Origin of the sequence: Pseudomonas sp. CFBP13528, assembly GCF_005233615.1 — a bacterium.
In the GTDB taxonomy this organism is placed as follows: domain Bacteria; phylum Pseudomonadota; class Gammaproteobacteria; order Pseudomonadales; family Pseudomonadaceae; genus Aquipseudomonas; species Aquipseudomonas fluorescens_AM.
Genome location: NZ_QGAJ01000005.1, coordinates 13479 through 32677, shown reverse-complemented (window position 1 = coordinate 32677; position 19199 = coordinate 13479). Strand labels below are relative to the sequence as shown.

24 protein-coding genes are annotated in these 19199 nt (G+C 60.6%); 14 read left to right on the top strand and 10 right to left on the bottom strand.

The features are described 5' to 3' along the window. Window positions 1-14: 14 nt before the first annotated feature. Entirely contained in the window at window positions 15-1361 is a 1347-nt protein-coding gene (locus PspCFBP13528_RS12050; protein ID WP_065950257.1) for an NCS2 family permease, read from the bottom strand. A gap of 308 nt (window positions 1362-1669) precedes the next feature. On the opposite strand from PspCFBP13528_RS12050, the gene PspCFBP13528_RS12045 reads away from it, so the two are divergent. Beyond that, on the top strand, window positions 1670-2272 hold the full coding sequence (locus PspCFBP13528_RS12045) for a glutathione S-transferase family protein (RefSeq protein ID WP_065950256.1): 603 nt from the start codon (window positions 1670-1672) through the stop codon (window positions 2270-2272). Between the two features lie 164 nt (window positions 2273-2436). On the opposite strand, the gene PspCFBP13528_RS12040 is transcribed toward PspCFBP13528_RS12045, so the two are convergent. Continuing rightward, on the bottom strand, window positions 2437-3333 hold the full coding sequence (locus PspCFBP13528_RS12040; RefSeq protein ID WP_065950283.1) for a LysR family transcriptional regulator: 897 nt from the start codon (window positions 3331-3333) through the stop codon (window positions 2437-2439). 125 nt (window positions 3334-3458) lie between these two features. Here PspCFBP13528_RS12040 and PspCFBP13528_RS12035 point away from each other — a divergent pair, with 125 nt between their 5' ends. The 3 genes from PspCFBP13528_RS12035 to PspCFBP13528_RS12025 are packed head-to-tail and all read left to right on the top strand — an operon-like array spanning window position 3459 to window position 6409. Beyond that, entirely contained in the window at window positions 3459-4751 is a 1293-nt protein-coding gene (locus PspCFBP13528_RS12035; protein ID WP_137200295.1) for a citrate:proton symporter, read from the top strand. Between the two features lie 15 nt (window positions 4752-4766). Further along, window positions 4767-6092 (top strand): acyclic terpene utilization AtuA family protein, encoded by a 1326-nt coding sequence (locus tag PspCFBP13528_RS12030; RefSeq protein ID WP_137200294.1) that lies wholly within the window; start codon window positions 4767-4769, stop codon window positions 6090-6092. Then, window positions 6089-6409 carry a hypothetical protein gene (locus PspCFBP13528_RS12025; protein WP_137200293.1) on the top strand — a complete coding sequence of 107 codons (321 nt, stop codon included), beginning with the start codon at window positions 6089-6091 and terminating at the stop codon, window positions 6407-6409. The genes PspCFBP13528_RS12030 and PspCFBP13528_RS12025 overlap by 4 nt, the downstream gene beginning before the upstream one ends. Window positions 6410-6457: 48 nt before the next feature. Here the strand turns inward: PspCFBP13528_RS12025 and PspCFBP13528_RS12020 are convergent, their stop codons facing one another. Then, entirely contained in the window at window positions 6458-6829 is a 372-nt protein-coding gene (locus PspCFBP13528_RS12020) for a glutathione S-transferase N-terminal domain-containing protein (protein ID WP_065950252.1), read from the bottom strand. Between the two features lie 101 nt (window positions 6830-6930). Further along, window positions 6931-7476, bottom strand: coding sequence for a GTP cyclohydrolase I FolE (gene folE, locus PspCFBP13528_RS12015; protein WP_057721411.1), 546 nt, complete (start codon window positions 7474-7476; stop codon window positions 6931-6933). Between the two features lie 183 nt (window positions 7477-7659). On the opposite strand from folE, the gene PspCFBP13528_RS12010 reads away from it, so the two are divergent. Both PspCFBP13528_RS12010 and PspCFBP13528_RS12005 read left to right on the top strand, forming a co-directional pair. Then, a complete protein-coding gene (locus PspCFBP13528_RS12010) occupies window positions 7660-8391 on the top strand; it encodes a zeta toxin family protein (protein WP_137200292.1) in 732 nt (243 codons plus the stop codon). Beyond that, window positions 8388-8576 carry a hypothetical protein gene (locus tag PspCFBP13528_RS12005; RefSeq protein ID WP_065950251.1) on the top strand — a complete coding sequence of 63 codons (189 nt, stop codon included), beginning with the start codon at window positions 8388-8390 and terminating at the stop codon, window positions 8574-8576. Before PspCFBP13528_RS12010 ends, PspCFBP13528_RS12005 begins: the two co-directional genes overlap by 4 nt. 52 nt (window positions 8577-8628) lie before the next feature. On the opposite strand, the gene PspCFBP13528_RS12000 is transcribed toward PspCFBP13528_RS12005, so the two are convergent. The 3 genes from PspCFBP13528_RS12000 to PspCFBP13528_RS11990 form a co-directional block, all read right to left on the bottom strand. Then, entirely contained in the window at window positions 8629-9186 is a 558-nt protein-coding gene (locus tag PspCFBP13528_RS12000) for a Smr/MutS family protein (RefSeq protein ID WP_065950250.1), read from the bottom strand. A 75-nt stretch (window positions 9187-9261) separates the two neighbouring features. Next, window positions 9262-9582: a hypothetical protein gene (locus PspCFBP13528_RS11995; RefSeq protein WP_137200291.1), complete on the bottom strand. Its 321-nt coding sequence runs from the start codon at window positions 9580-9582 to the stop codon at window positions 9262-9264. 142 nt (window positions 9583-9724) lie between these two features. Continuing rightward, window positions 9725-10315, bottom strand: a complete 591-nt coding sequence (locus PspCFBP13528_RS11990) for a cysteine hydrolase family protein (RefSeq protein ID WP_065950248.1) — start codon at window positions 10313-10315, stop codon at window positions 9725-9727. Between the two features lie 238 nt (window positions 10316-10553). Between PspCFBP13528_RS11990 and prmB the strand changes: the two genes are divergently transcribed. Further along, the gene (gene prmB / locus PspCFBP13528_RS11985) at window positions 10554-11462 is read left to right on the top strand and encodes a 50S ribosomal protein L3 N(5)-glutamine methyltransferase (protein ID WP_101218575.1); all 909 of its coding nucleotides are present in this window, start codon (window positions 10554-10556) and stop codon (window positions 11460-11462) included. A 118-nt stretch (window positions 11463-11580) separates the two neighbouring features. On the opposite strand, the gene PspCFBP13528_RS11980 is transcribed toward prmB, so the two are convergent. Beyond that, window positions 11581-12384 carry a hypothetical protein gene (locus tag PspCFBP13528_RS11980; protein ID WP_065950246.1) on the bottom strand — a complete coding sequence of 268 codons (804 nt, stop codon included), beginning with the start codon at window positions 12382-12384 and terminating at the stop codon, window positions 11581-11583. 99 nt (window positions 12385-12483) lie between these two features. After that, window positions 12484-13446, bottom strand: coding sequence for an alpha/beta fold hydrolase (locus tag PspCFBP13528_RS11975; RefSeq protein ID WP_137200290.1), 963 nt, complete (start codon window positions 13444-13446; stop codon window positions 12484-12486). A 143-nt stretch (window positions 13447-13589) separates the two neighbouring features. Between PspCFBP13528_RS11975 and aroC the strand changes: the two genes are divergently transcribed. From aroC to PspCFBP13528_RS11955, 4 genes are all read left to right on the top strand, one after another. After that, the gene (gene aroC / locus PspCFBP13528_RS11970; RefSeq protein ID WP_101218577.1) at window positions 13590-14681 is read left to right on the top strand and encodes a chorismate synthase; all 1092 of its coding nucleotides are present in this window, start codon (window positions 13590-13592) and stop codon (window positions 14679-14681) included. A gap of 10 nt (window positions 14682-14691) precedes the next feature. After that, entirely contained in the window at window positions 14692-15852 is a 1161-nt protein-coding gene (locus tag PspCFBP13528_RS11965; RefSeq protein ID WP_065950243.1) for an MFS transporter, read from the top strand. Then, entirely contained in the window at window positions 15849-16376 is a 528-nt protein-coding gene (locus PspCFBP13528_RS11960; RefSeq protein WP_137200289.1) for an acireductone dioxygenase, read from the top strand. Before PspCFBP13528_RS11965 ends, PspCFBP13528_RS11960 begins: the two co-directional genes overlap by 4 nt. A gap of 208 nt (window positions 16377-16584) precedes the next feature. After that, complete coding sequence (locus PspCFBP13528_RS11955; RefSeq protein ID WP_065950241.1) at window positions 16585-16854, top strand: helix-turn-helix transcriptional regulator; 270 nt, start codon at window positions 16585-16587, stop codon at window positions 16852-16854. A 61-nt stretch (window positions 16855-16915) separates the two neighbouring features. Here PspCFBP13528_RS11955 and PspCFBP13528_RS11950 read toward each other — a convergent pair whose 3' ends face one another. Further along, window positions 16916-17194 (bottom strand): DUF3509 domain-containing protein, encoded by a 279-nt coding sequence (locus PspCFBP13528_RS11950; protein ID WP_003172952.1) that lies wholly within the window; start codon window positions 17192-17194, stop codon window positions 16916-16918. Window positions 17195-17591: 397 nt separating this feature from the next. On the opposite strand from PspCFBP13528_RS11950, the gene PspCFBP13528_RS11945 reads away from it, so the two are divergent. From PspCFBP13528_RS11945 to PspCFBP13528_RS11935, 3 genes are all read left to right on the top strand, one after another. After that, window positions 17592-18107 carry an ankyrin repeat domain-containing protein gene (locus PspCFBP13528_RS11945; protein ID WP_065950240.1) on the top strand — a complete coding sequence of 172 codons (516 nt, stop codon included), beginning with the start codon at window positions 17592-17594 and terminating at the stop codon, window positions 18105-18107. Between the two features lie 41 nt (window positions 18108-18148). Further along, window positions 18149-18679 carry a hypothetical protein gene (locus PspCFBP13528_RS11940; RefSeq protein ID WP_137200288.1) on the top strand — a complete coding sequence of 177 codons (531 nt, stop codon included), beginning with the start codon at window positions 18149-18151 and terminating at the stop codon, window positions 18677-18679. Window positions 18680-18747: 68 nt separating this feature from the next. After that, window positions 18748-18939 carry a PLDc N-terminal domain-containing protein gene (locus PspCFBP13528_RS11935; protein WP_003172956.1) on the top strand — a complete coding sequence of 64 codons (192 nt, stop codon included), beginning with the start codon at window positions 18748-18750 and terminating at the stop codon, window positions 18937-18939. Window positions 18940-19199: the final 260 nt, after the last annotated feature.

Genomic DNA, 19199 nt, shown 5'->3' with positions numbered 1-19199 from the left:
ACTTGCCGCTGCTTTTACAAAAACACAAACTTGGCAATAAAGATCGCGCACAGCACCCACAGGCTCACGGAAATCTCGCGGTACTTGCCGGTGCCGGCCTTGAGCGCCACGTAGGTGATGAAGCCCAGGGCAATACCGTCCGCGACCGAAAACGTCAGCGGCATCATGATCGCGGTGACGATCGCCGGAATGCTGTCGGTGGCTTCATCCCAGTTGATATGCGCCATGCTCGCCATCATCAACATTGCCACGTAGATCAACGCCCCGGCGGTGGCGTAGGCGGGAATCATGCCGGCCAGCGGCGCGAAGAACATCGCCGCCACAAACAGCACGCCTACCGTTACAGCGGTCAGCCCGGTACGGCCACCGGCTGCAACGCCGGCGGCACTTTCCACGTAGCTGGTCACTGGCGGCACGCCGACCATGGCACCGAATACACTGGAAGCACTGTCGGCCTTCAGCGCGCGGGACAGGTTGTCGATCTTGCCGTCGGCGTTCACCAGGCCTGCACGTTGCGCAACGCCCATCAGTGTACCCGCCGTGTCGAACATGTGTACAAAAAGAAAAGCGAATACCACGCTGATCATGCTCACATTGAACACACCCATCACGTCCATCGCCATCCAGGTCGGCGCCAGGCTCGGTGGGGTGGAGAGAATGCCGTTGTACTGCACCAGGCCCAGGCCCCAGCCGGCCAGCGTCACGGCGATGATGCTGATGAGGATCGCGCCGAACACGCGGTGATAGCTGAGAATGGCGATCAGCAGGAAACACACCGCCGCCAGCAACGGCGCGGGTTCGTGCAGGGAGCCAAGCTTGATCAGGGTCGCCGGGCTGTCGACGATGATCCCGGCGGTTTTCAGACCAATCACGCCGAGGAACAGGCCTACCCCGGCGCCCATGGCGTGGCGCAGGCTCACGGGAATACTGTTGAGCAGCCATTCGCGGATGCGCGACAGGGTCAGGATCATGAACAGCACGCCGGAGATAAATACCGCGCCGAGGGCGGTCTCCCAGTTGTAGCCCATGGTGCCCACCACGGTGTAGGTGAAAAACGCGTTCAGGCCCATGCCCGGCGCCAGGCCCACCGGCCAGTTGGCGTACAGGCCCATCAACAGGCAGCCCAGCGCGGCGGCGATGCAGGTGGCGACGAACGCCGCACCGTGGTCGATGCCCGCATCGGCCATGATGTTGGGGTTGACGAAGATGATGTAGGCCATGGTGATGAAGGTGGTAAGGCCGGCGATCAGCTCGGTCTTCACTGTGGTGCCATGCAAGCGCAGTTTGAACAGGCGTTCGAGCCAGCCGTGCTGCGGCGGGCTGAGATCCAGGGTTGGGGCTTCGGTTTTGCGGCTATCCACAGCGAGTACTCCTCAATCGTTTTATTGTTATTTCCAGCGCCGATCACATGAGTGGGCGACAGCGCTTTGAGGTGCTGGCGGGTTTTGTTGACTGATAGGTCAGGAACTCGCACGAAGCGAATTATGCTTTTGTATACAAATAAAGCAAATAATGTTTTCGATTATTGACGCGGAAAGGGATGAAAGGCCATCTTCACAGCGGGCGAGCGGATTTATTCTGTGCGATGTCTTGAAACAAACCGTCGATACCCGCACTTTGTGGGCGCAAGCGTTCGTTCAGGGCGCGTCAAGCGGCATAAGGGGAGCCCATGTACAAGGTTTATGGCGATTACAAATCGGGCAACTGCTACAAGATCAAATTGATGCTCAACCTGTTGGGTATTGCGTATCAATGGATCGATATCGATATTCTCAAGGGCGACACCCAGACCCCTGAGTTTCTGGCCAAGAACCCCAACGGCAAGATCCCGGTGCTGGAGCTGGAAGACGGCACCTGCCTGTGGGAGTCCAACGCGATTCTCAACTTCCTCGCCGATGGCAGCGACTTCTTGCCGAGCGAACCGCGTTTGCGCACACAAGTGTTGCAGTGGCAGTTCTTCGAGCAATACAGCCACGAGCCGTATATTGCCGTGGCGCGGTTCATTCAGTTCTACCTGAACATGCCGCCGGATCGTCTTGAGGAATACAAGACGACCCACAAGGGCGGCTACAAGGCGTTGCGAGTGATGGAGCGCCAGCTGCAAGCCACGCCGTATCTGGTGGGCGAGCACTATTCGATTGCCGATATCGCGTTGTATGCCTATACCCATGTGGCCCATGAAGGCGGGTTTGACCTGGCGCAGTATCCGGCGGTGCAGGCGTGGTTGAAGCGGGTGGCCAGCCATCCTCGGCATGTCCCGATGCTGGACTGATCATGCAATTAAAAGGCGCGGGCAAGCCCTGATGTAGGAGCGAGCTTGCTCGCGAAAAACTCACAGGCACCGCGTTCATTCAGGAAGCACGCGTTATCGTTGACGTTTTTCGCGAGCAAGCTCGCTCCTACAGAGGGTGGTGTTCGCCAAGCCCTCTCCGACCTTTAGCTCAATGGTGAGTCAGCTAATTTTTTATTCAGCAGGTCAAAGCAGCGCTGCGCTGCCGGGCTCAATGCCATCCCACTGCGACTGATCAACCCGATCTCCCGGTTCACGCCGGGATGATCGATGTTGATCCGCTTCAACCCCTCCAGGCTGTCCGCCGCCGATTCCGGCAGCACACTGATGCCCAACCCTTGGCGCACCAATGCCAATACTGTCGACATATAGTTGGCTTCCATGCCCGCGTTCAGTGTGAGCCGTGTCTGGTCAAACAGCGCGTCCACTTGCTCGCGCACGCTGCTGTCGCGTCCGGTGAGGATGATCGGTTGGTCCGCCAGTTGCTCCAGGGTCAGTGATCGATAGCGCGTCAGCCCATGGTTCAGCGGCACAAACGCGCACAACCGATCGTTCAACACCGGCACGAAGTCCAGGCCATGACTCAGGCGCGCGCGCACGCCGATGCCGAAATCCACGTCGCCGGAACGCACCTGGGCATGTATGCGATGGGCCACGAGGTCATGCAGGCGCACTTCAATCCCGGCGAAGCGCTCGCGAAACAGGCGCAACACCGGCGGCAGGCTGCCGGCGCACACCGAGGGCAGGGCGGCGATGGTGACCACACCCCGGCGCAGGGCGGCCAGGTCGCGCGAGCCGGTGACGATGTTGTCCAGGTCCAGCAGCAATTTTTCCATGGGACCACGCGCCGCCTGGCCGGCGGCGGTGATGCTCACATGGCGCGGGCTGCGGTCGAGCAGCGCGACGCCGAGCCAGTCTTCCAGCTGCTGGACTTGCACGGTGAGGGCTGAGGGAGACAGGTGCAGCTCGTTGGCGGCCTTGGTGAAACTGCCGGTGCGCGCAACGGCGAGGAAGGCCTGGATATGCTGAATGCTGTTTTTCATAAGGGCCGCTTCGTTTTGTTTTTCCGAACATACCATGCCGAATATTCCAATTTACAAAGACTGACCCGCTTCCAATACTCCAGGGAAAACAATAACCGGCCACCAAGGCCGCTCTGGAGTACCCCATGCTCGCAACCCTGGGTGTCATAACCATCCTCTGCCTGCTTGCCGCCGTCATGAGCAAGCGCCTCTCGCCCCTGGTGGCCCTGATTGCCTTGCCGATCATCGCCGCGCTGATCGGTGGGTTCGGCCTGCAAACCAGTGGGTTCATCATCACTGGCATCAAAAACGTCGCCCCGGTAGTGGGCATGTTTGTGTTTGCGATCCTGTTCTTCGGGATCATGACCGACGCCGGCATGCTCGACCCGATCATCGATCGCATCCTGCGCACGGTCGGCACGCGTCCTACACGGATTGTCGTCGGCACCGCGACCCTGGCGCTGCTGGTGCACCTGGACGGTTCCGGCGCGGTAACCTTTCTGGTAACGGTGCCGGCGATGTTGCCGTTGTACACCCGGCTGGGCATCGACAAGCGCATCCTGGCCTGCGTCTGTGCGATGGCCGCCGGGGTCAACTTCCTGCCGTGGACCGGGCCGGTGCTGCGCTCGTCCGCGGCCTTGCATGTGCCGGTGGCCGACCTGTTCCAGCCACTGATCCCGGTGCAGATTGTCGGGCTGATCTTCGTGTTCGCCTGCGCCTGGTGGCTGGGCCATCGGGAAGAAAAACGCCTGGGCCTGGGCGTCGGTTCCCGCGTGGACGCGTTGCCGCAACGGGTGCTCAGTGACGACGATATCAAGCTGCGCCGTCCACGGCTGTTCTGGGTCAACCTGGTGCTCACCGTGCTGGTGATGGTGGTGATGATCGCCGGCTGGGTCGACCCGGTGGTGATGTTCATGCTCGGCACCGTCGTCGCGCTGTGCATCAACTACCCCAATGTCGAGGCCCAGCGCGCGCGTATCGACGCCCATGCGAAAACGGCCCTGACCATGGCCAGTATCCTGCTCGCCGCTGGGGTGTTTACCGGGATCATGCAAGGCACCGGCATGCTCAAGGCGATTGCCGAAGTGGCGGTGGCGCAGATTCCGGCCGGCCACGGCAAGCTGATTCCGGCTGTGGTGGGCTTTATTTCCATGCCATTGAGCATGTTGTTCGATCCCGATTCCTACTATTTCGGCGTGATGCCGGTAATCGCCGAAGTCGGCAAGGCGCTGGGCGTCGACCCGCTGCAAGTGGCACAGGCCTCGTTGCTGGGCGTGCACACCACCGGCTTCCCGGTCAGCCCGCTGACCCCCGCGACCTTCCTGCTGGTGGGCCTGTGCAAGATCGAACTGGCCGATCACCAGCGCTTCAGCATTCCTTTTCTGTTTGCCGCGTCGGTGCTGATGACCCTGACCGCGCTGCTTTTGGGCGTTATCTAAGAGGAGTTATCTGAGATGAAAACCTTGCGCATCGGCGCCGGCGCCGGCTACTCCGGTGACCGTATCGAACCCGCCGTGGAACTGGCCGAACAGGGCGACCTGGATTACCTGGTGTTCGAATGCCTGGCCGAACGCACGATTGCCCTGGCGCAACAGGCGCGTATCAGCGATCCGGCAGGCGGCTACGACCCCTTGTTGAGTGAGCGCATGCACCGGGTGCTGCCCTTTGTCGGGCGTCACCCAGGTCGTCGGCGTCTGCGCGTGATCACCAATATGGGCGCGGCCAACCCGGTGTCGGCCGCCGCCGAAGTGCGGCGTATCGCCAATGAGTTGGGCGTGAACCTCAAGGTGGTGGCCGTGGTGGGCGACGACGTGTTGCAGGCGTTGCGGCCCGAGCAGTTGCTGGACAACGGCCAGACCCTGGGCGCACTGGGTGAACGGCTGGTTTCGGCGAATGCCTACCTGGGCGTGGAGGGCATCCTTGAGGCCTTGCGCGCTGACGCCGATGTAGTGATTACGGGGCGTGTGGCCGACCCGTCACTGTTTCTCGCGCCGCAGATGTTTGAATTCGGCTGGGCCGCCGATGATTGGCTGCGCCTGGGCCGGGGCACTCTGGTCGGGCATTTGCTCGAGTGTGCGGGGCAGGTCAGCGGTGGTTATTTCGCCGACCCAGGCTGCAAGGACGTGGATGACCTGGCACGCCTGGGCTTTCCGTTGGCCGAGGTCGACGCCGACGGCAATGCCTTGATTACCAAAGTGGCGGGCTCCGGGGGGCAGGTCAGCCGCGCCACCTGCAGCGAACAATTGATCTACGAAGTGCACGACCCGGCGGCCTATTTGACCCCGGATGTCACGGCCGATTTTTCACGGGTGGGCTTTGTCGAGGAGGGCATTGACCGGGTGCGTGCCCAGGGGGCCGACGGTCGTGCCCGGCCTGAGCAGCTGAAGGTCAGCGTCGGTTATCTGGATGGCTGGATTGGCGAAGGACAGATGTCCTACGGCGGTCCAGGCGCTGTCGCGCGGGCGCAATTGGCGCGGAAGGTGGTGCTCAAGCGTCTGGACCTGACCGGCGTGAAGATGCAGGACGTGCGCGCCGAGTTGATCGGCATGGACTCATTGCATGGTCCGCGCAGCACTGTCGAGCCCTGGGAGGTGCGCCTGCGCGTCGCTGCTCGTTGTGCGGATCGCGGCGACGCCGTGCGCGTCGGCAATGAAGTGGAAACCCTCTACACCAACGGCCCGGCCGGCGGTGGTGGAGCGAGCAAGAGCGTGCGCCAGGTGGTGGCGGTGGCGTCGTTGCTGCTGCCCCGAGGCGACGTCAAACCGAGGATTGAAGGATGAAACTGCACACGCTGGCCCATTCCCGCACCGGGGACAAGGGCGACACGTCGAACATCTCGATCATTGCCTATCGCGCCGAAGACTATCCGTGGCTGTGCCAGCAGCTTACGGTGGCGCGTGTTACCGAGTTCTTCGCCGATTTGCTGGAACCAGGCGCTGCGCCGGTCCGGCGTTACGAGTTGCCCAATGTACAGGCGCTGAATTTTGTGTTGCCGGGCATCCTGCGCGGCGGCGTGACCCGCTCAACGGCGCTGGATGCCCATGGCAAATGTCTTGGGTCGGCGTTGCTGGACCTGGAGTTGCCAACACCGAACTGAATGTGGGAGGGGGCAAGCCCCCTCCCACAATGGATCTTCGCGGGTCTGTCAGATCGCGGCGAAGCGCTTGTCCAGGTAATCAATGATCACCTTGGAGTCATACATCCAGGTGGTCTGGCCGTTTTCTTCGATGCGCAGGCACGGCACCTTGATCTTGCCGCCTTGCTCCAGCAGGGTCTGGCGATCCTGCGCGTTGTTTTTCGCATCCTTGAGCGCGACCGGCACATTCAGGCGATGCAGGGTGCGCCGGGTCTTCACACAGAACGGGCAGGCATGGAACTGATACAAGGTCAGGTCTTTGGCCGCTGCGTTCACCTGCGCCTGTTGTTCAGCGGGGCGCTGCTTTTTGCGCGGGCGGGTCAGGAAGTCGCCGGCGATGATGATCTGGCCGAGGCCGACTCGAAGTGCTTTGACGAACATGGCTGAAAGCCTCTTGCCCATGGAGAAGGGGTCGCAGCTTACCTGAATTTTGCGGGCGAAAAAAAACCGGCGATGAACGCCGGTTTTTCCTACACAGCCACTTACTTGATCAGGCTGAGAAATTCGCTGCGGGTGGCCGCGTTGTCGCGGAACTCACCGAGCATCACCGACGTGATCATCGACGAATTCTGTTTTTCCACACCGCGCATCATCATGCACATGTGTTTGGCCTCGATTACCACCGCCACGCCGAGGGCGCCGGTCACTTCCAGCACCGCATCAGCGATCTGGCGGCTGAGGTTTTCCTGGATCTGCAGGCGACGCGCATACATGTCGACAATCCGCGCGACCTTCGACAGGCCCAGCACTTTGCCGCTCGGGATGTACGCCACGTGAGCCTTGCCGATAAACGGCAGCAGGTGGTGCTCGCACAGCGAGTACAACTCGATGTCCTTGACCAGCACCATTTCGCTGTTGTCGGAGCTGAACAAGGCGCCATTGGTGACTTCTTCGAGCGTCTGTTCATAACCGCGGCAGAGGTACTGCATTGCCTTGGCGGCACGCTTTGGCGTGTCGAGCAGACCCTCGCGGGAGACGTCCTCGCCGAGTTGGCCGAGAATCGCGGTGTAGTTTTGTTCCAATGTCACAGGACTGTTTCCGTATGGGTTTCAGAGCGGTACGGTGTATGCCTGTACCAATATGAAGCGTTGTTACCGCGCCGATATCGCAGTGTGCGCTGGTGATTGGCGCACATAGTAGCGTAGGTATGGCGACAGGTGTATTCCCGGACGAAGCCGATGTTAAAGTCGGCCTCCAGTGAGGAGTATGTGATGACGCCACGGGAACGAAGTATTGCTGAGCGTGCCGTTGGCTTCGCCAAGGCGAATCGGACACGAATTGCCATGGATTTGGCCTGCTTGACTCGCTATCCCGGTGAAGAATATCCCGTCTCGGTTTTTATGGCGGGTTCTCCTGGCGCCGGTAAGACTGAGGTCTCGAAGTCCTTTGTCAATTTGATGGAGGCGCATGGGGCCAAAACGCTTCGTATCGACCCTGACGACTTCAGGGATTATTTTCCTGAGTATAACGGTGCGAATTCGAGCCTGTTTCAGCGCGGCGTAACCGTCATGGTGGAGCGGGCCATCGACCTCGTTTATCAGCAGCGACAGTCATTTCTTCTGGATGGGACTCTCGCGAATCTCGACGTTGCGCGAAAAAACATCCAGCGTGGGCTCGGCAAGAAAAACCGGTCAGTTCAAATCATGTATGTGTATCAAAAGCCGGAACTGGCATGGGAATTCGTGCTTGCACGGGAGGCCATTGAAGGCAGAAATATCCCTTGCGTGGAATTTGTTCGCCAGTTCTATGCATCCAAGGCGACGGTGTGCCAATTGAAGCGCGAGCTTCTGGGGAACATCCAGGTCGATGTGATTCTCAAGGATACTGACGGGACCGATGCAGAGGTTGGTATTGACCTGTCAACCGACGAAATTGACGAACTGGTCAGGCAGCCCTACCATCCTGAACAACTTGAGCAAATGTTGGCCGGAGTAGCCCCATGAAAGGCGAAATTACGGAAACACTGGAAAAATACCCTTCTACAACCATGTCCGACTTTTTCCGAAGCTGTTCGGTGGAGGAAAAGCGTGCGGTCTATCGAAGCGCAGCCAATACTGCAATCACGATGCAAAAAGCCGTGATTTCACTGGCAAGAGAGAAGAAGGCTAAAGAGTTCGCCGGCGAATAAAGCCCGGATTTTCTGATTGAAAGCCCAGCCAGAGTGCTGGGCTTTTTGTCTGTTACTCGTCGCGCCCCTCCATCATGGTGCGCTTGAGCATCACATACACCGCGCCGGCCCCGCCGTGGCGGGCCTGGCAGGAGGTAAAGCCGAGCACCTGGGTGTGCTGGCGCAGCCAGGTGTTGACGTGGCTCTTGATCATCGGCCGCTTGCCGTCCAGCCGCACGGCCTTGCCGTGGGTGACGCGCACGCAGCGGATTTCGAACCTGGTGGCTTCGGCGAGGAAGGCCCACAGGGTTTCCCGGGCCTTCTCCACGGTCATGCCGTGCAGGTCGAGGCTGCCCTCGAACGGGATCTGGCCGGCCTTGAGCTTGCGCATCTGGCTTTCCTGCACCCCGTCGCGGGCCCACATCAACTCATCTTCGGGGCCGACATCGATCACGAACTGATCCGACAAACCATCCACGGTGGTGGCATCGGTGCGCACGGTCGCGGCCTGGCGCAGCTTGGCGATTTGCGCCCGATCAGCCTTGGGTTTGCCGGTGTCGGCGCGGTCGTGCTTGATCGGCTTGACGCCGCGCAACTCGTTCTTGAACAGGGAAAAATCGTCGTCTTGCATGGCAGCCTCCGCGCAGGGCGGGCAGTTTACCTAAATCGCGGCGGCTGCGGCGTGGCAAATACTATCCAAGCGCCATTAGTCGTGCTTTTTCATCAGGTGCGAGGCGATATTCAACGACAACGGCTGGCGCATTCTCCGACGGCTGCTGCGCCATAGCCATACACCCAACCACAGCACCAACAGGCCGATCCCCAGCAGGATCGCTGAACCGCCAGGGCTGGCATTCAGTTCCCCAAGTGCCGGCGAATGCCCAAACAGACCGGCGCCACCAGCGCCAGCCAACAGCAGACCTACGATCGCCAGCAGCGCGGCAATGCCCGCCACCAGGCGCAGACGCCAATTGCTCGGGCCCTTGGGGCGCAAGCGACGAGCATCAAAACCATCGGATATCTTCATTCCGACCTTTCCTCCAGGGTATCGGCCCTTCGACCGGAAGATACACAGGTTGTTCCTGTGCCCGAGGCAAATGCGCGAAATGAGCAGGCTTTGCGGATGAGCGGGGCAATGAACAGGGGCACACCGCTCATCAGAGAGACGATCAGATCAGATCTTTGGTCAATGCCAGGGTCGCAAAGTTGTCGGCCATGATGGCCATTTCAGTTTGCTGCACATGTTCGGCACTGAGCACGCCACCTGTGTAGGGCAAGTCGCGTGTAGCGCAGGCATCTTCCACCAGGGTGCAGCGAAAGCCGAGGTTCTTGGCGGCACGTACCGTGGTGCTGACGCTTGAATGACTCATGAATCCGCAGACGATCAGGTCCAGCGAACCCAGGTCCTGCAAGTGTTTTTCCAGGCCGGTGCCGTGAAAGGCGCTGGGCAGCAGCTTGCCGATAATGGTTTCGTCGCCTTCAGGCTCGAGGCCGGGGATGAATTCGCCGCGCTCGCCTTGCGGATCGAACAGGCCGCCGACGGTGCCCAGGTGGCGCACATGCACAATCGGCCGTCCGGCGTTGCGCGCAGCGGTCACCAGTTGCTTGATGTTGCCGACCGCCGCGTCCATGCCCGAGAGGGCGAGTGGGCCGCTGAGGTATTCCTTCTGGGCGTCGATGATCACGAGGGTCGCATGGGCAAGGTTGGCAGCTGCGTAACCACGACCGCTGAGTTGAAACATCGTCTTTGGAACGGACATTCTGGGGCTCCTGTGAGGGGGGCTTTTGCGACATTGTCCACTGGCTGAGCGGTTCTGTGAATCGCTACCATCGTAAGGTACGCCGTTGCTGGCGTGCAGCCATGTCAAGAGGGTGGCTTGTTTAAGTCATTAGGGGTGATTTGGATGAAATCCGACATACGGCAGAGGTGTTTCGTACATCGTCGGTACAGATGAACGCTGTTAGAATCGCCAGTCGTTTTTTCCAGGAGTCTGCCCCGTGATCACTTCCCGCCTGCGCACCTTGCGCGACCATATCCGTTGGGCTGTCAGCCGTTTCCATGGGGAAAACCTGTTTTTTGGCCACGGCACCGACAATGCCTGGGACGAAGCCCGGCAACTGGTGCTCGGCGCCCTGCATCTGCCGTGGGAAATTGCCGACAGCTACCTGGACTGCAATCTGGAAGAAGAGGAAATCTCCCACGTGCAGCGTTTGCTGCATCGGCGCATCCATGAGCGCGTGCCCACGGCCTACTTGCTCAAGGAGGCGTGGTTCTGCGGCATGTCGTTTATTGTCGACGAGCGCGTGCTGATTCCGCGCTCACCGATTGGCGAACTGATTGAAAACCGCTTCGAACCCTGGCTGGCCCAGCCGCCGGCGCGCATTCTCGACTTGTGCACCGGCTCCGGTTGCATCGGCATCGCCTGTGCCTACGAATTCCCCGAGGCTGAAGTGGTGCTGGGCGACTTGTCCTTCGAAGCCCTCGAGGTGGCCAACCAGAACATTGAGCGCCATGGCGTCGATGAGCGCGTCTATACCGTGCAGGGCGACGGCTTTGACGGGCTGCCGGCTCAGCGCTTCGATCTGATTGTGTCCAATCCGCCGTATGTGGACGCCGAAGACTTTGCCGATATGCCGGATGAATACCAGCACGAACCGGAACTGGGTCTGGCGTGCGGTGACGACGGCTTGAATCTGGTACGGCGGATGCTGGCTGAAGCGGCGGACCACCTGACCGAGAAGGGTTTGCTGATTGTCGAAGTGGGCAACAGCCAGGTGCATGTTGAAGCGCTGTACCCGGAAGTGGATTTCGCCTGGCTGGACTTCCAGCGGGGTGGGCATGGGGTGTTCATGCTCACTGCTGAGCAGTGCCGCCAGCATCAGGCCGTCTTTGCCGCGCGCGTTTAACTCGGTCAATGTGGGAGGGGGCTTGCCCCCGATGAGGCAGTGTCAGTAAATGCATTGTTGACTGACACACCGCTATCGGGGGCAAGCCCCCTCCCACATTTGATTGCATTCCAGTCTGTTACCGGTGCGTGGCAATCCAGATCAACAGCCCCGCCTGAAACACGGTAAACGCCACCAGACAGGTGATGGTAAAGCGCAGCCCGCTGTCCTCGCGTTTGAACTTGAGGACCTTTTCCTCTTCCTTGCGCAGCTTCACCTCCTGCTCGGCCAGGTTGTGCTCGGCCTGTTGCAGCATCTGCGCAGCTTCGAGGATTTCCACGAATTGCACCTTCTCGGTGTTCCAGCTGTCCAGCACATCGCTGACTTTGCCCGGCTGTACGTTGCCCTTGAGGTGTTGCACGTCGGCATAGGCCACGTCAAAACCCTGGACGCGCAGGAAGTGATCGCGGCGCAGGCGCGTGGCTTCGTTGAGCGCGTCCTTGTTGGCCAGGTCCACGCCATCGACGCGGTAGTGTGACCACTTCTTTTTGGCCCATGCGGCGGCCTGGGCCACCAGGAAGCGGCCGAGACCGCGGTTGGCCGGTTCGATTTCCAGGCTGTTGCCCGGGCCGAAGTGCACGCGATGTTTATCGTGATCCACCCAGATATCCAGCTGGTTCTGCTCACGCCGTACGCGCTGGCCGGGCAACTGGATCACCAGGCGCAACAGACTGTGATGCGAATCATGGCGCTCGGCGTAACCGAACTGCACAAACCGCAAGGGCCGCGCGCCGGTCGCACGGTCGATGGCCAACGGGGCGAGGCGCAGCATCTTGAAATGTTCGGCGTGTACGTCCGCCCATGGCAGCGCTGCTGCGGCGGCGGCCTCGGTTTCAGCCGGAATATCGGCGTTGGATTCTGGTGTTGCTTCAGTGGTTGTCATGCGGCGCGATCCTGTCCAAGCCCTGCGAGCCGACAGTCTTTTTACTGTCGACCCTGGGCTTATCGGCCGTTTTCCCCAGGACTGGAGGCCAATTGCCGCTTAACGGGGTGCAAGTTCGTTGATAAAGCGCACTGCCCGCTCGCCCAGCTCGGCGGCGAGGGGCAATTTCGGGTCGTTGTAGGACGCCAGTTGTTGCTTGACGTTGTTGGGCACGATGCGCATCACGTGGTTCATGCCTTCGATCACGGTCAACTGTGCGTCGGGCTTGGCTTGTTTCAGCTGCCGGGCATCGCCTACGCCGACCTGTATGTCGTTGGTGCCCTGGATGATCAATGCCGGCATGCTCAAGCGGGCAAAGGCTGCCGAGGGGTCGGCGCGGAACAGGCTGATCAGATAGGGCTGCACGCTGGGTCGGAAAATACCTTCCAGCGGGGGTGGCACATCGTCATCCACCTGGCCGGCCTTGAGGTGGTCGAGAATTTCGTTGCTGCGCAGCAACAGGGCCGGTGGCAGGTGATCGGCCAGTTGCTGGCGAATCACCTGGTCGACCGGGCGGGCGCTGCCGGACAACGAAATCACCCCGGCCGGGTTCAACTGCGGCGAGGCGAGGGCGGCGACCAGCGCGCCTTCGCTGTGGCCCAGCACAATCAACGGGCCCATGCGCTTGTCGGCCTTGAGCAACTTGCCCCAGGCCACGGCGTCGGCCACGTAGGCGTCGAGGGTCAGGTTGCGCTCATCCGGGGTCGCGGCAAGGCTGGCGGCCACGCCGCGTTTGTCATAGCGCACGCTGGCGATATTGTGTCGGGCCAGCACCCAGGCCAGGCGCTTGAGGCTGTCGTTGCGCGCGCCGTCGGCGCTGTTGCCGTTGCGGTCGGTGGGGCCTGAACCGGCGATGATCAGCACCACCGGCACGGGCTGGTCGGACTGCGGCAACAGCAGCGAGCCAAACAGCTCGCCGCTGCCGGTGTCCAGGCTGATGGGCCGTTGCAGCACGACAGGGGAGGCGGCCTGGACCGCGGCGGTAAACAAGGTGAGGGTGAACAGCAGAACTCGCAGCATCATCGCGCCATCATTGGAGAGGTGCCGGTTGGACCAACGTCTACCGGTAAGGTTTCGAGGATGAACTAGTCGGTTAGCCTGCGTATACTGGCCGCCTTAAGTTATTACGGTTGACTTGATTCAACTGATTTCACGGAGCGCTCCGCATGTCCGGCAACACCTTCGGCAAGCTGTTCACTGTCACCACCGCGGGCGAAAGCCATGGCCCGGCGTTGGTCGCCATTGTCGACGGCTGCCCGCCCGGCCTCGAGCTGGCGGTGCAAGACCTGCAGCGTGATCTGGATCGCCGCAAGCCCGGCACCAGCCGTCATACCACCCAGCGCCAGGAACCCGATGAAGTCGAGATTCTCTCCGGAGTGTTCGAAGGCCGCACCACCGGTTGCGCCATCGGCCTGCTGATCCGTAATACCGACCAGAAGTCCAAGGACTACTCGGCGATCAAGGAGCTGTTCCGCCCGGCCCACGCCGACTACACCTACCATCACAAATACGGCGAACGCGACTACCGCGGCGGCGGCCGCAGTTCGGCCCGTGAAACCGCGATGCGCGTGGCGGCCGGCGCCATTGCCAAAAAATACCTGGCGACCCAGGGCATCGTCGTTCGTGGCTACATGAGCCAGCTCGGCCCGATTGAAATCCCGTTCAAAACCTGGGACAGCGTCGAAGACAATGCCTTCTTCTGCCCCGACCCGGACAAGGTGCCGGAACTGGAAGCCTACATGGACCAGTTGCGCCGCGACCAGGATTCGGTCGGTGCGAAGATCACCGTCGTGGCCGAGGGCGTGAAGCCGGGCCTGGGCGAGCCGATCTTCGACCGTCTCGACGCCGAACTGGCCCACGCGCTGATGAGCATCAACGCGGTCAAGGGCGTGGAAATCGGCGCCGGTTTCGCCTGTGTGGCCCAGCGCGGCACCGAGCATCGCGACGAGATGACCCCGCAGGGGTTCCTCAGCAACAATGCCGGTGGCATCCTCGGGGGCATCTCCTCGGGCCAGCCGATTGTTGCGCACCTGGCGCTCAAGGCCACATCGAGCATCACCACGCCGGGCCGCTCGATCGATGTACATGGCAACCCGGTCGACGTGATCACCAAGGGCCGTCACGATCCGTGCGTCGGCATCCGCGCCACACCGATTGCCGAGGCGATGATGGCTATCGTGTTGATGGACCATCTGCTGCGCAACCGTGGACAAAATGCCGATGTGCAGGTGAGTACGCCGGTGCTGGGCCAGCTGTGACGGGCTGACAGTGACAGCCCTCCCTTATTGGCGCCTCTCCAGCTTCTACCTGTTCTACTTCGCCCTGCTCGGGGCAACGGCACCGTTCCTGGCGTTGTACTTCGATCACCTGGGCTTCTCCAGCGCGCGTATCGGCGAGCTGGTGGCCATTCCCATGCTGATGCGTTGCGTGGCGCCCAACCTGTGGGGCTGGCTGGGCGACTACACCGGTCGCCGCCTGGCCATCGTGCGGTTCGGCGCGGTGTGCACGCTGTTGAGTTTCTCGTTGATTTTCGTCAGCAAGACCTACGCCTGGCTGGCCCTGGTCATGGCCCTGCATGCGTTCTTCTGGCACGCTGTACTGCCGCAGTTCGAAGTGATCACCCTGGCTCATCTGCAACGACAGACATCGCGCTACAGCCAGATCCGCCTGTGGGGCTCCATCGGCTTTATCCTCACCGTCGTGATCATGGGCCGCCTGTTCGACTGGCTGAGCGTGGACATCTACCCGGTGGTGGTCGTGGTGATCATGGCCGGTATCATCGGTGCCAGCCTATGGGTGCCGAATGCGCAGCCCGCCAGCCAGGGCCAGCGCCTGGCCGGCGACGGATTTCTGCGGCAGTTACGCAACCCCGGCGTGCTGGCGTTCTATGCCTGTGTGGCGCTGATGCAGATGAGCCATGGCCCGTATTACACCTTTCTCACGCTGCACCTTGAACACCTGGGCTACAGCCGTGGCGTGATCGGCTTGCTGTGGGCCCTCGGGGTGGTGGCGGAGGTCTTGATGTTCCTGGCCATGAGTCGCCTCCTGGCGCGCTTTTCGGTGCGACGGGTGCTGCTGGCCAGTTTCCTGCTGGCGGCGCTGCGCTGGCTGCTGCTCGGCGCATTTGCCGAATTTTTCTGGGTGTTGCTGCTGGCGCAAGTGCTGCATGCCGCCACGTTCGGCAGTTTCCATGCGGCGGCCATCGCTTTCGTGCAGCGCAGTTTCGGTGATCGTCAGCAAGGCCAGGGCCAGGCGCTTTACGCCGCATTGGCCGGCACCGGCGGTGCGCTGGGTGCGCTCTATGCCGGTTACAGCTGGAACCTGCTGGGGCCCACGCTGACGTTCAGTATTGCGAGCATCGCGGCCCTGGCTGCCGCCGTTATCATTGGCTTTCGATTGCAAGAGCCAAACCAAGGAACCGTGCAATGAGCTATGTCGCTGTCTATGACCTCACTACACCGGCCACCCCTGACAAGGTGCTGACCCACTTCGACGACATTCAGTCGACCCTGGCCGAACACGGCGTGCGCTTTGAGCGCTGGCAGCCCGGCACACTCGAAAAGGATGCCGACGAGGCGCAACTGATTGCGGCGTATCAGACGCAGATTGACGCGCTTGGTTACGCGCGTGCCGAGGTGATCCGCGTGAACGGTGCTGACTCCAAAGAAGCGCTGCCGGCCGAGCGCCTGGATGAACACACCTGCGCTGAAGACCAGGCGCGATTCTTCATCGCCGGCCAGGGGCTGTGCTCGATGCGCATTGGCGAGTATGTCTACGGCGTGCGGTGTGAGAAGAACGATCTGCTGATCGTGCCCGCCGACATGCCCCATTGGTTCGACATGGGTGAGCATCCTTATGGTGTCGTGCTGCATATGTTCAACACCGTCGAGGGCTCGGTGCCGAAGTTGACCGGCAGTGACATCGCCCGGCGCTCTGCGAGGTTGGATGACTAAAACAAATCTTTTAAATGTTCAACCCGGGCAAGTTGGAATTTGCTGTGGGAAGAAGCCTCATAACGCGTAGGGCTTGGCTGTTTATCCTCAGCCTTGGCCCCTCATTGCTCAGGTTGTGTAACTCTCGCTTTGTTCAATGTTCATAGCGCCTGTCAATAGGAGGAATCCGAAGGGTGGCAGCGCATCGGCATATAAAAAGGAGAGAGCAATGAGTCGCCCAGAGGAGATATCTCACCCGTTGGAAATCGTGCCGACGGCCATCAGAAGACGCTTGAGTCTGCTCGGCAAGCCCCTCACCCGGACGGAGCTGGAGATTCTGCGATGGGCCTCCGAGGGCAAGACCATTTGGGAGATGAGCAGGATTCGCTGCACCTCGGAGGCCACGGTCAAATTCCATCTGCGCAATATCTACGGCAAGCTCGACGTGAATAACCGGGTGCAGGCGATGAATGAGGCGACGCGTCAGGGGCTGTGCTGACGGCATAAAAAAAGGGCCGCGACGCTCAACGGCGTCGCGGCCCTTTTTTTAAAGGTGCAGCTTATGCCGAATGGTAAGTCGGCAGAGCAAAGCGGTTCTGGCTTTGCAGCATCGAAATTTGCGGCAGCTCACTGGCCTGTTCTGCCAGGTCGCGGCGGATGGCGCTGATCACCCAGGTCAGTTGGTCGGCGGTGTGCAGCTGCTGATACGAGATCGAGCGCTTGACTTGTTTGCCTTCGCTGTTACGCAGGGTCAACAGAATGCCGCCGTCCGGACGTGGTTGGGTAGTGACGTCGTAGTTGGAAAATACCGAAGCGAATTTATCTTGGATCAGGCTCATGTCTATCAGCTCCATTGGCTCAAGTTGGCAAGCATGGAGTGATGGGTGCAGCGATTGTGCCAGTATTGAGTCTTATAAAAAGTCTTTATAAATCAGTGAGTTATAAATTCTTCAGATTTTCATTTTCGTGCAATTTGCATGAAAGGCCATCGTGCATCCTGCATTTTGCGTTATCCAGGCGGTTAATTCTTACGCGCAGGTCCTCTTTTCCTGACGATTCAGACCGCATCATTCCCGGATAAATTCCATTCCGGCTGCTGGCGGTGTCCGAGATACCGGTGAGCGGACTGCCACTATTGATTCTGGCTATGGGCGCTTTCGACAAAAAAGCCATGACAGCGGGGAACTCCATCGCGACACTGGGCGCCATATAAAGCATCAGAAGAAGGAGCCTTACATGTCGACCCAGCCCAAACAGATGACCGAAGACGAAGCCGCCGAATTTGCCGAGCAAGTCTTCGACGTCGCCCGCAAAGGCGACGCCGCCATGCTCGCAGCGCTGTTGGCCAAAGGCTTGCCGGCCAACTTTCGTAACCACAATGGCGACACGCTGTTGATGCTCGCCGCCTATCACGGTCATGCCGAGGCGGTAAAAGTGCTGCTGGAGTTCAAGGCCGATCCCCTGATTGCCAACGACAAGAACCAACTGCCGATTGCCGGTGCGGCATTCAAGGGCCACCTGGCTGTGGTCAAGGCACTGATCGAAGGCGGCACCCCGGTTGAGGCGGCGTCTTCGGATGGGCGCACGGCGTTGATGATGGCAGCCATGTTCAACCGTGTCGAAATGCTCGAATACCTGCTCGGCCAGGGTGCCAATCCCAAGGCGACCGATGCCCAGGGCGCGACGGCGCTGGCGGCGGCGCAGACCATGGGGGCCGTGGATACCGGGGCGCTGTTGCAAAAACTGGTGTAGGCTACGCGCCCTCGAAAACCCGCCCCCCACAGGACCCGCCCATGAAAACCGTTCTCGTCGAACTCATCAGCAAAATCAGCAGCGGCGTCATGGGGGCGGACGAGGTGGCGCGTATCGCCGATGAGGCGGCTCAGGCCTACGCAGATCCTGCGGCTTTTCTGGCGGCCAATCCGGATATCAACTACGACGACAGCTTTCCGATTCCCCTGGGGGAGTGGGTGGTGGTCGGCAGCTTGCCGGACACTGTGCTGTTCCAGGCCGATACCTACGCCGATCTGTTTGCCCAGATCGTTGCCTCGTTCGGCCCGGGCGTGGCGTTCAACCTCAAGCCCAAGCAATTGGCCAAGACCGAAGACCTGACGGCGCTCAATCGCATCCAGATCCAGATGAGCGCCCTGAGCCCGGAAGACGGTGGCTACGTGCTGCTCAACTTCAGCCAACTGCTCGATGACGAAATCCAGGCCGTCCTGGTGTTCGGCAACGACCTGCCGCGGGTGCTGGAATTGTGCGCCGAGGTCGGCATCAAGGCTGAGCCGTCGCTGGAAGCCCTGAAGATTGCCGTTCACGTTTAAATAATACGGAACCCCCGCCAGGGCTGACTATCCTACAAGGGCATGCCCCCACACTTAGGAGCGACACCATGGGTTCGACTTTCAATGGCCTGATTGGCCTGATCATCCTCGCGCTGGATATCTGGGCGATCATCAACGTTTTCAAAAGCGGCGCGAGCACGGGCGCCAAGGTGTTGTGGATTCTGTTGATCCTGCTGCTGCCGGTACTGGGCCTGATCATCTGGGCGATCGCCGGGCCACGCGGTAACGTGCGAATCTAACGCCGCACTCTGTCAATGTGGGAGGGGGCTTGCTCCCGAGCGCGGTCAGCAACGGATACAGTGCTGACCCACCGCTAATCGGGGGCAAGCCCCCTCCCACATTGGTTTTGATTACCGCCGCCGAATTTGTGTGTCGAAAGTATTCGCTGCACGAAATTTTCACATCCCGTCCAAGACAATTCGCCCGCTTTGTGCCTCTGCCAGGGCCCCAATCCCTGGGGCATTTAAAGCGGTGGCAAGCTCGCACGTTCAGTAATTAA

What these genes read in the sequence shown, in the direction of transcription:
- PspCFBP13528_RS12045 (WP_065950256.1), top strand. Translation starts at nt 1,670, where the DNA reads ATGTACAAGGTTTATGGCGATTACAAATCGGGCAACTGCTACAAGATC.
- PspCFBP13528_RS12040 (WP_065950283.1), bottom strand. Translation starts at nt 3,333, where the DNA reads ATGAAAAACAGCATTCAGCATATCCAGGCCTTCCTCGCCGTTGCGCGC.
- PspCFBP13528_RS12035 (WP_137200295.1), top strand. Translation starts at nt 3,459, where the DNA reads ATGCTCGCAACCCTGGGTGTCATAACCATCCTCTGCCTGCTTGCCGCC.
- PspCFBP13528_RS12030 (WP_137200294.1), top strand. Translation starts at nt 4,767, where the DNA reads ATGAAAACCTTGCGCATCGGCGCCGGCGCCGGCTACTCCGGTGACCGT.
- PspCFBP13528_RS12025 (WP_137200293.1), top strand. Translation starts at nt 6,089, where the DNA reads ATGAAACTGCACACGCTGGCCCATTCCCGCACCGGGGACAAGGGCGAC.
- PspCFBP13528_RS12020 (WP_065950252.1), bottom strand. Translation starts at nt 6,829, where the DNA reads ATGTTCGTCAAAGCACTTCGAGTCGGCCTCGGCCAGATCATCATCGCC.
- PspCFBP13528_RS12010 (WP_137200292.1), top strand. Translation starts at nt 7,660, where the DNA reads ATGACGCCACGGGAACGAAGTATTGCTGAGCGTGCCGTTGGCTTCGCC.
- PspCFBP13528_RS12005 (WP_065950251.1), top strand. Translation starts at nt 8,388, where the DNA reads ATGAAAGGCGAAATTACGGAAACACTGGAAAAATACCCTTCTACAACC.
- PspCFBP13528_RS12000 (WP_065950250.1), bottom strand. Translation starts at nt 9,186, where the DNA reads ATGCAAGACGACGATTTTTCCCTGTTCAAGAACGAGTTGCGCGGCGTC.
- PspCFBP13528_RS11995 (WP_137200291.1), bottom strand. Translation starts at nt 9,582, where the DNA reads ATGAAGATATCCGATGGTTTTGATGCTCGTCGCTTGCGCCCCAAGGGC.
- PspCFBP13528_RS11990 (WP_065950248.1), bottom strand. Translation starts at nt 10,315, where the DNA reads ATGTCCGTTCCAAAGACGATGTTTCAACTCAGCGGTCGTGGTTACGCA.
- PspCFBP13528_RS11980 (WP_065950246.1), bottom strand. Translation starts at nt 12,384, where the DNA reads ATGACAACCACTGAAGCAACACCAGAATCCAACGCCGATATTCCGGCT.
- PspCFBP13528_RS11975 (WP_137200290.1), bottom strand. Translation starts at nt 13,446, where the DNA reads ATGATGCTGCGAGTTCTGCTGTTCACCCTCACCTTGTTTACCGCCGCG.
- aroC (WP_101218577.1), top strand. Translation starts at nt 13,590, where the DNA reads ATGTCCGGCAACACCTTCGGCAAGCTGTTCACTGTCACCACCGCGGGC.
- PspCFBP13528_RS11960 (WP_137200289.1), top strand. Translation starts at nt 15,849, where the DNA reads ATGAGCTATGTCGCTGTCTATGACCTCACTACACCGGCCACCCCTGAC.
- PspCFBP13528_RS11955 (WP_065950241.1), top strand. Translation starts at nt 16,585, where the DNA reads ATGAGTCGCCCAGAGGAGATATCTCACCCGTTGGAAATCGTGCCGACG.
- PspCFBP13528_RS11950 (WP_003172952.1), bottom strand. Translation starts at nt 17,194, where the DNA reads ATGAGCCTGATCCAAGATAAATTCGCTTCGGTATTTTCCAACTACGAC.
- PspCFBP13528_RS11945 (WP_065950240.1), top strand. Translation starts at nt 17,592, where the DNA reads ATGTCGACCCAGCCCAAACAGATGACCGAAGACGAAGCCGCCGAATTT.
- PspCFBP13528_RS11940 (WP_137200288.1), top strand. Translation starts at nt 18,149, where the DNA reads ATGAAAACCGTTCTCGTCGAACTCATCAGCAAAATCAGCAGCGGCGTC.
- PspCFBP13528_RS11935 (WP_003172956.1), top strand. Translation starts at nt 18,748, where the DNA reads ATGGGTTCGACTTTCAATGGCCTGATTGGCCTGATCATCCTCGCGCTG.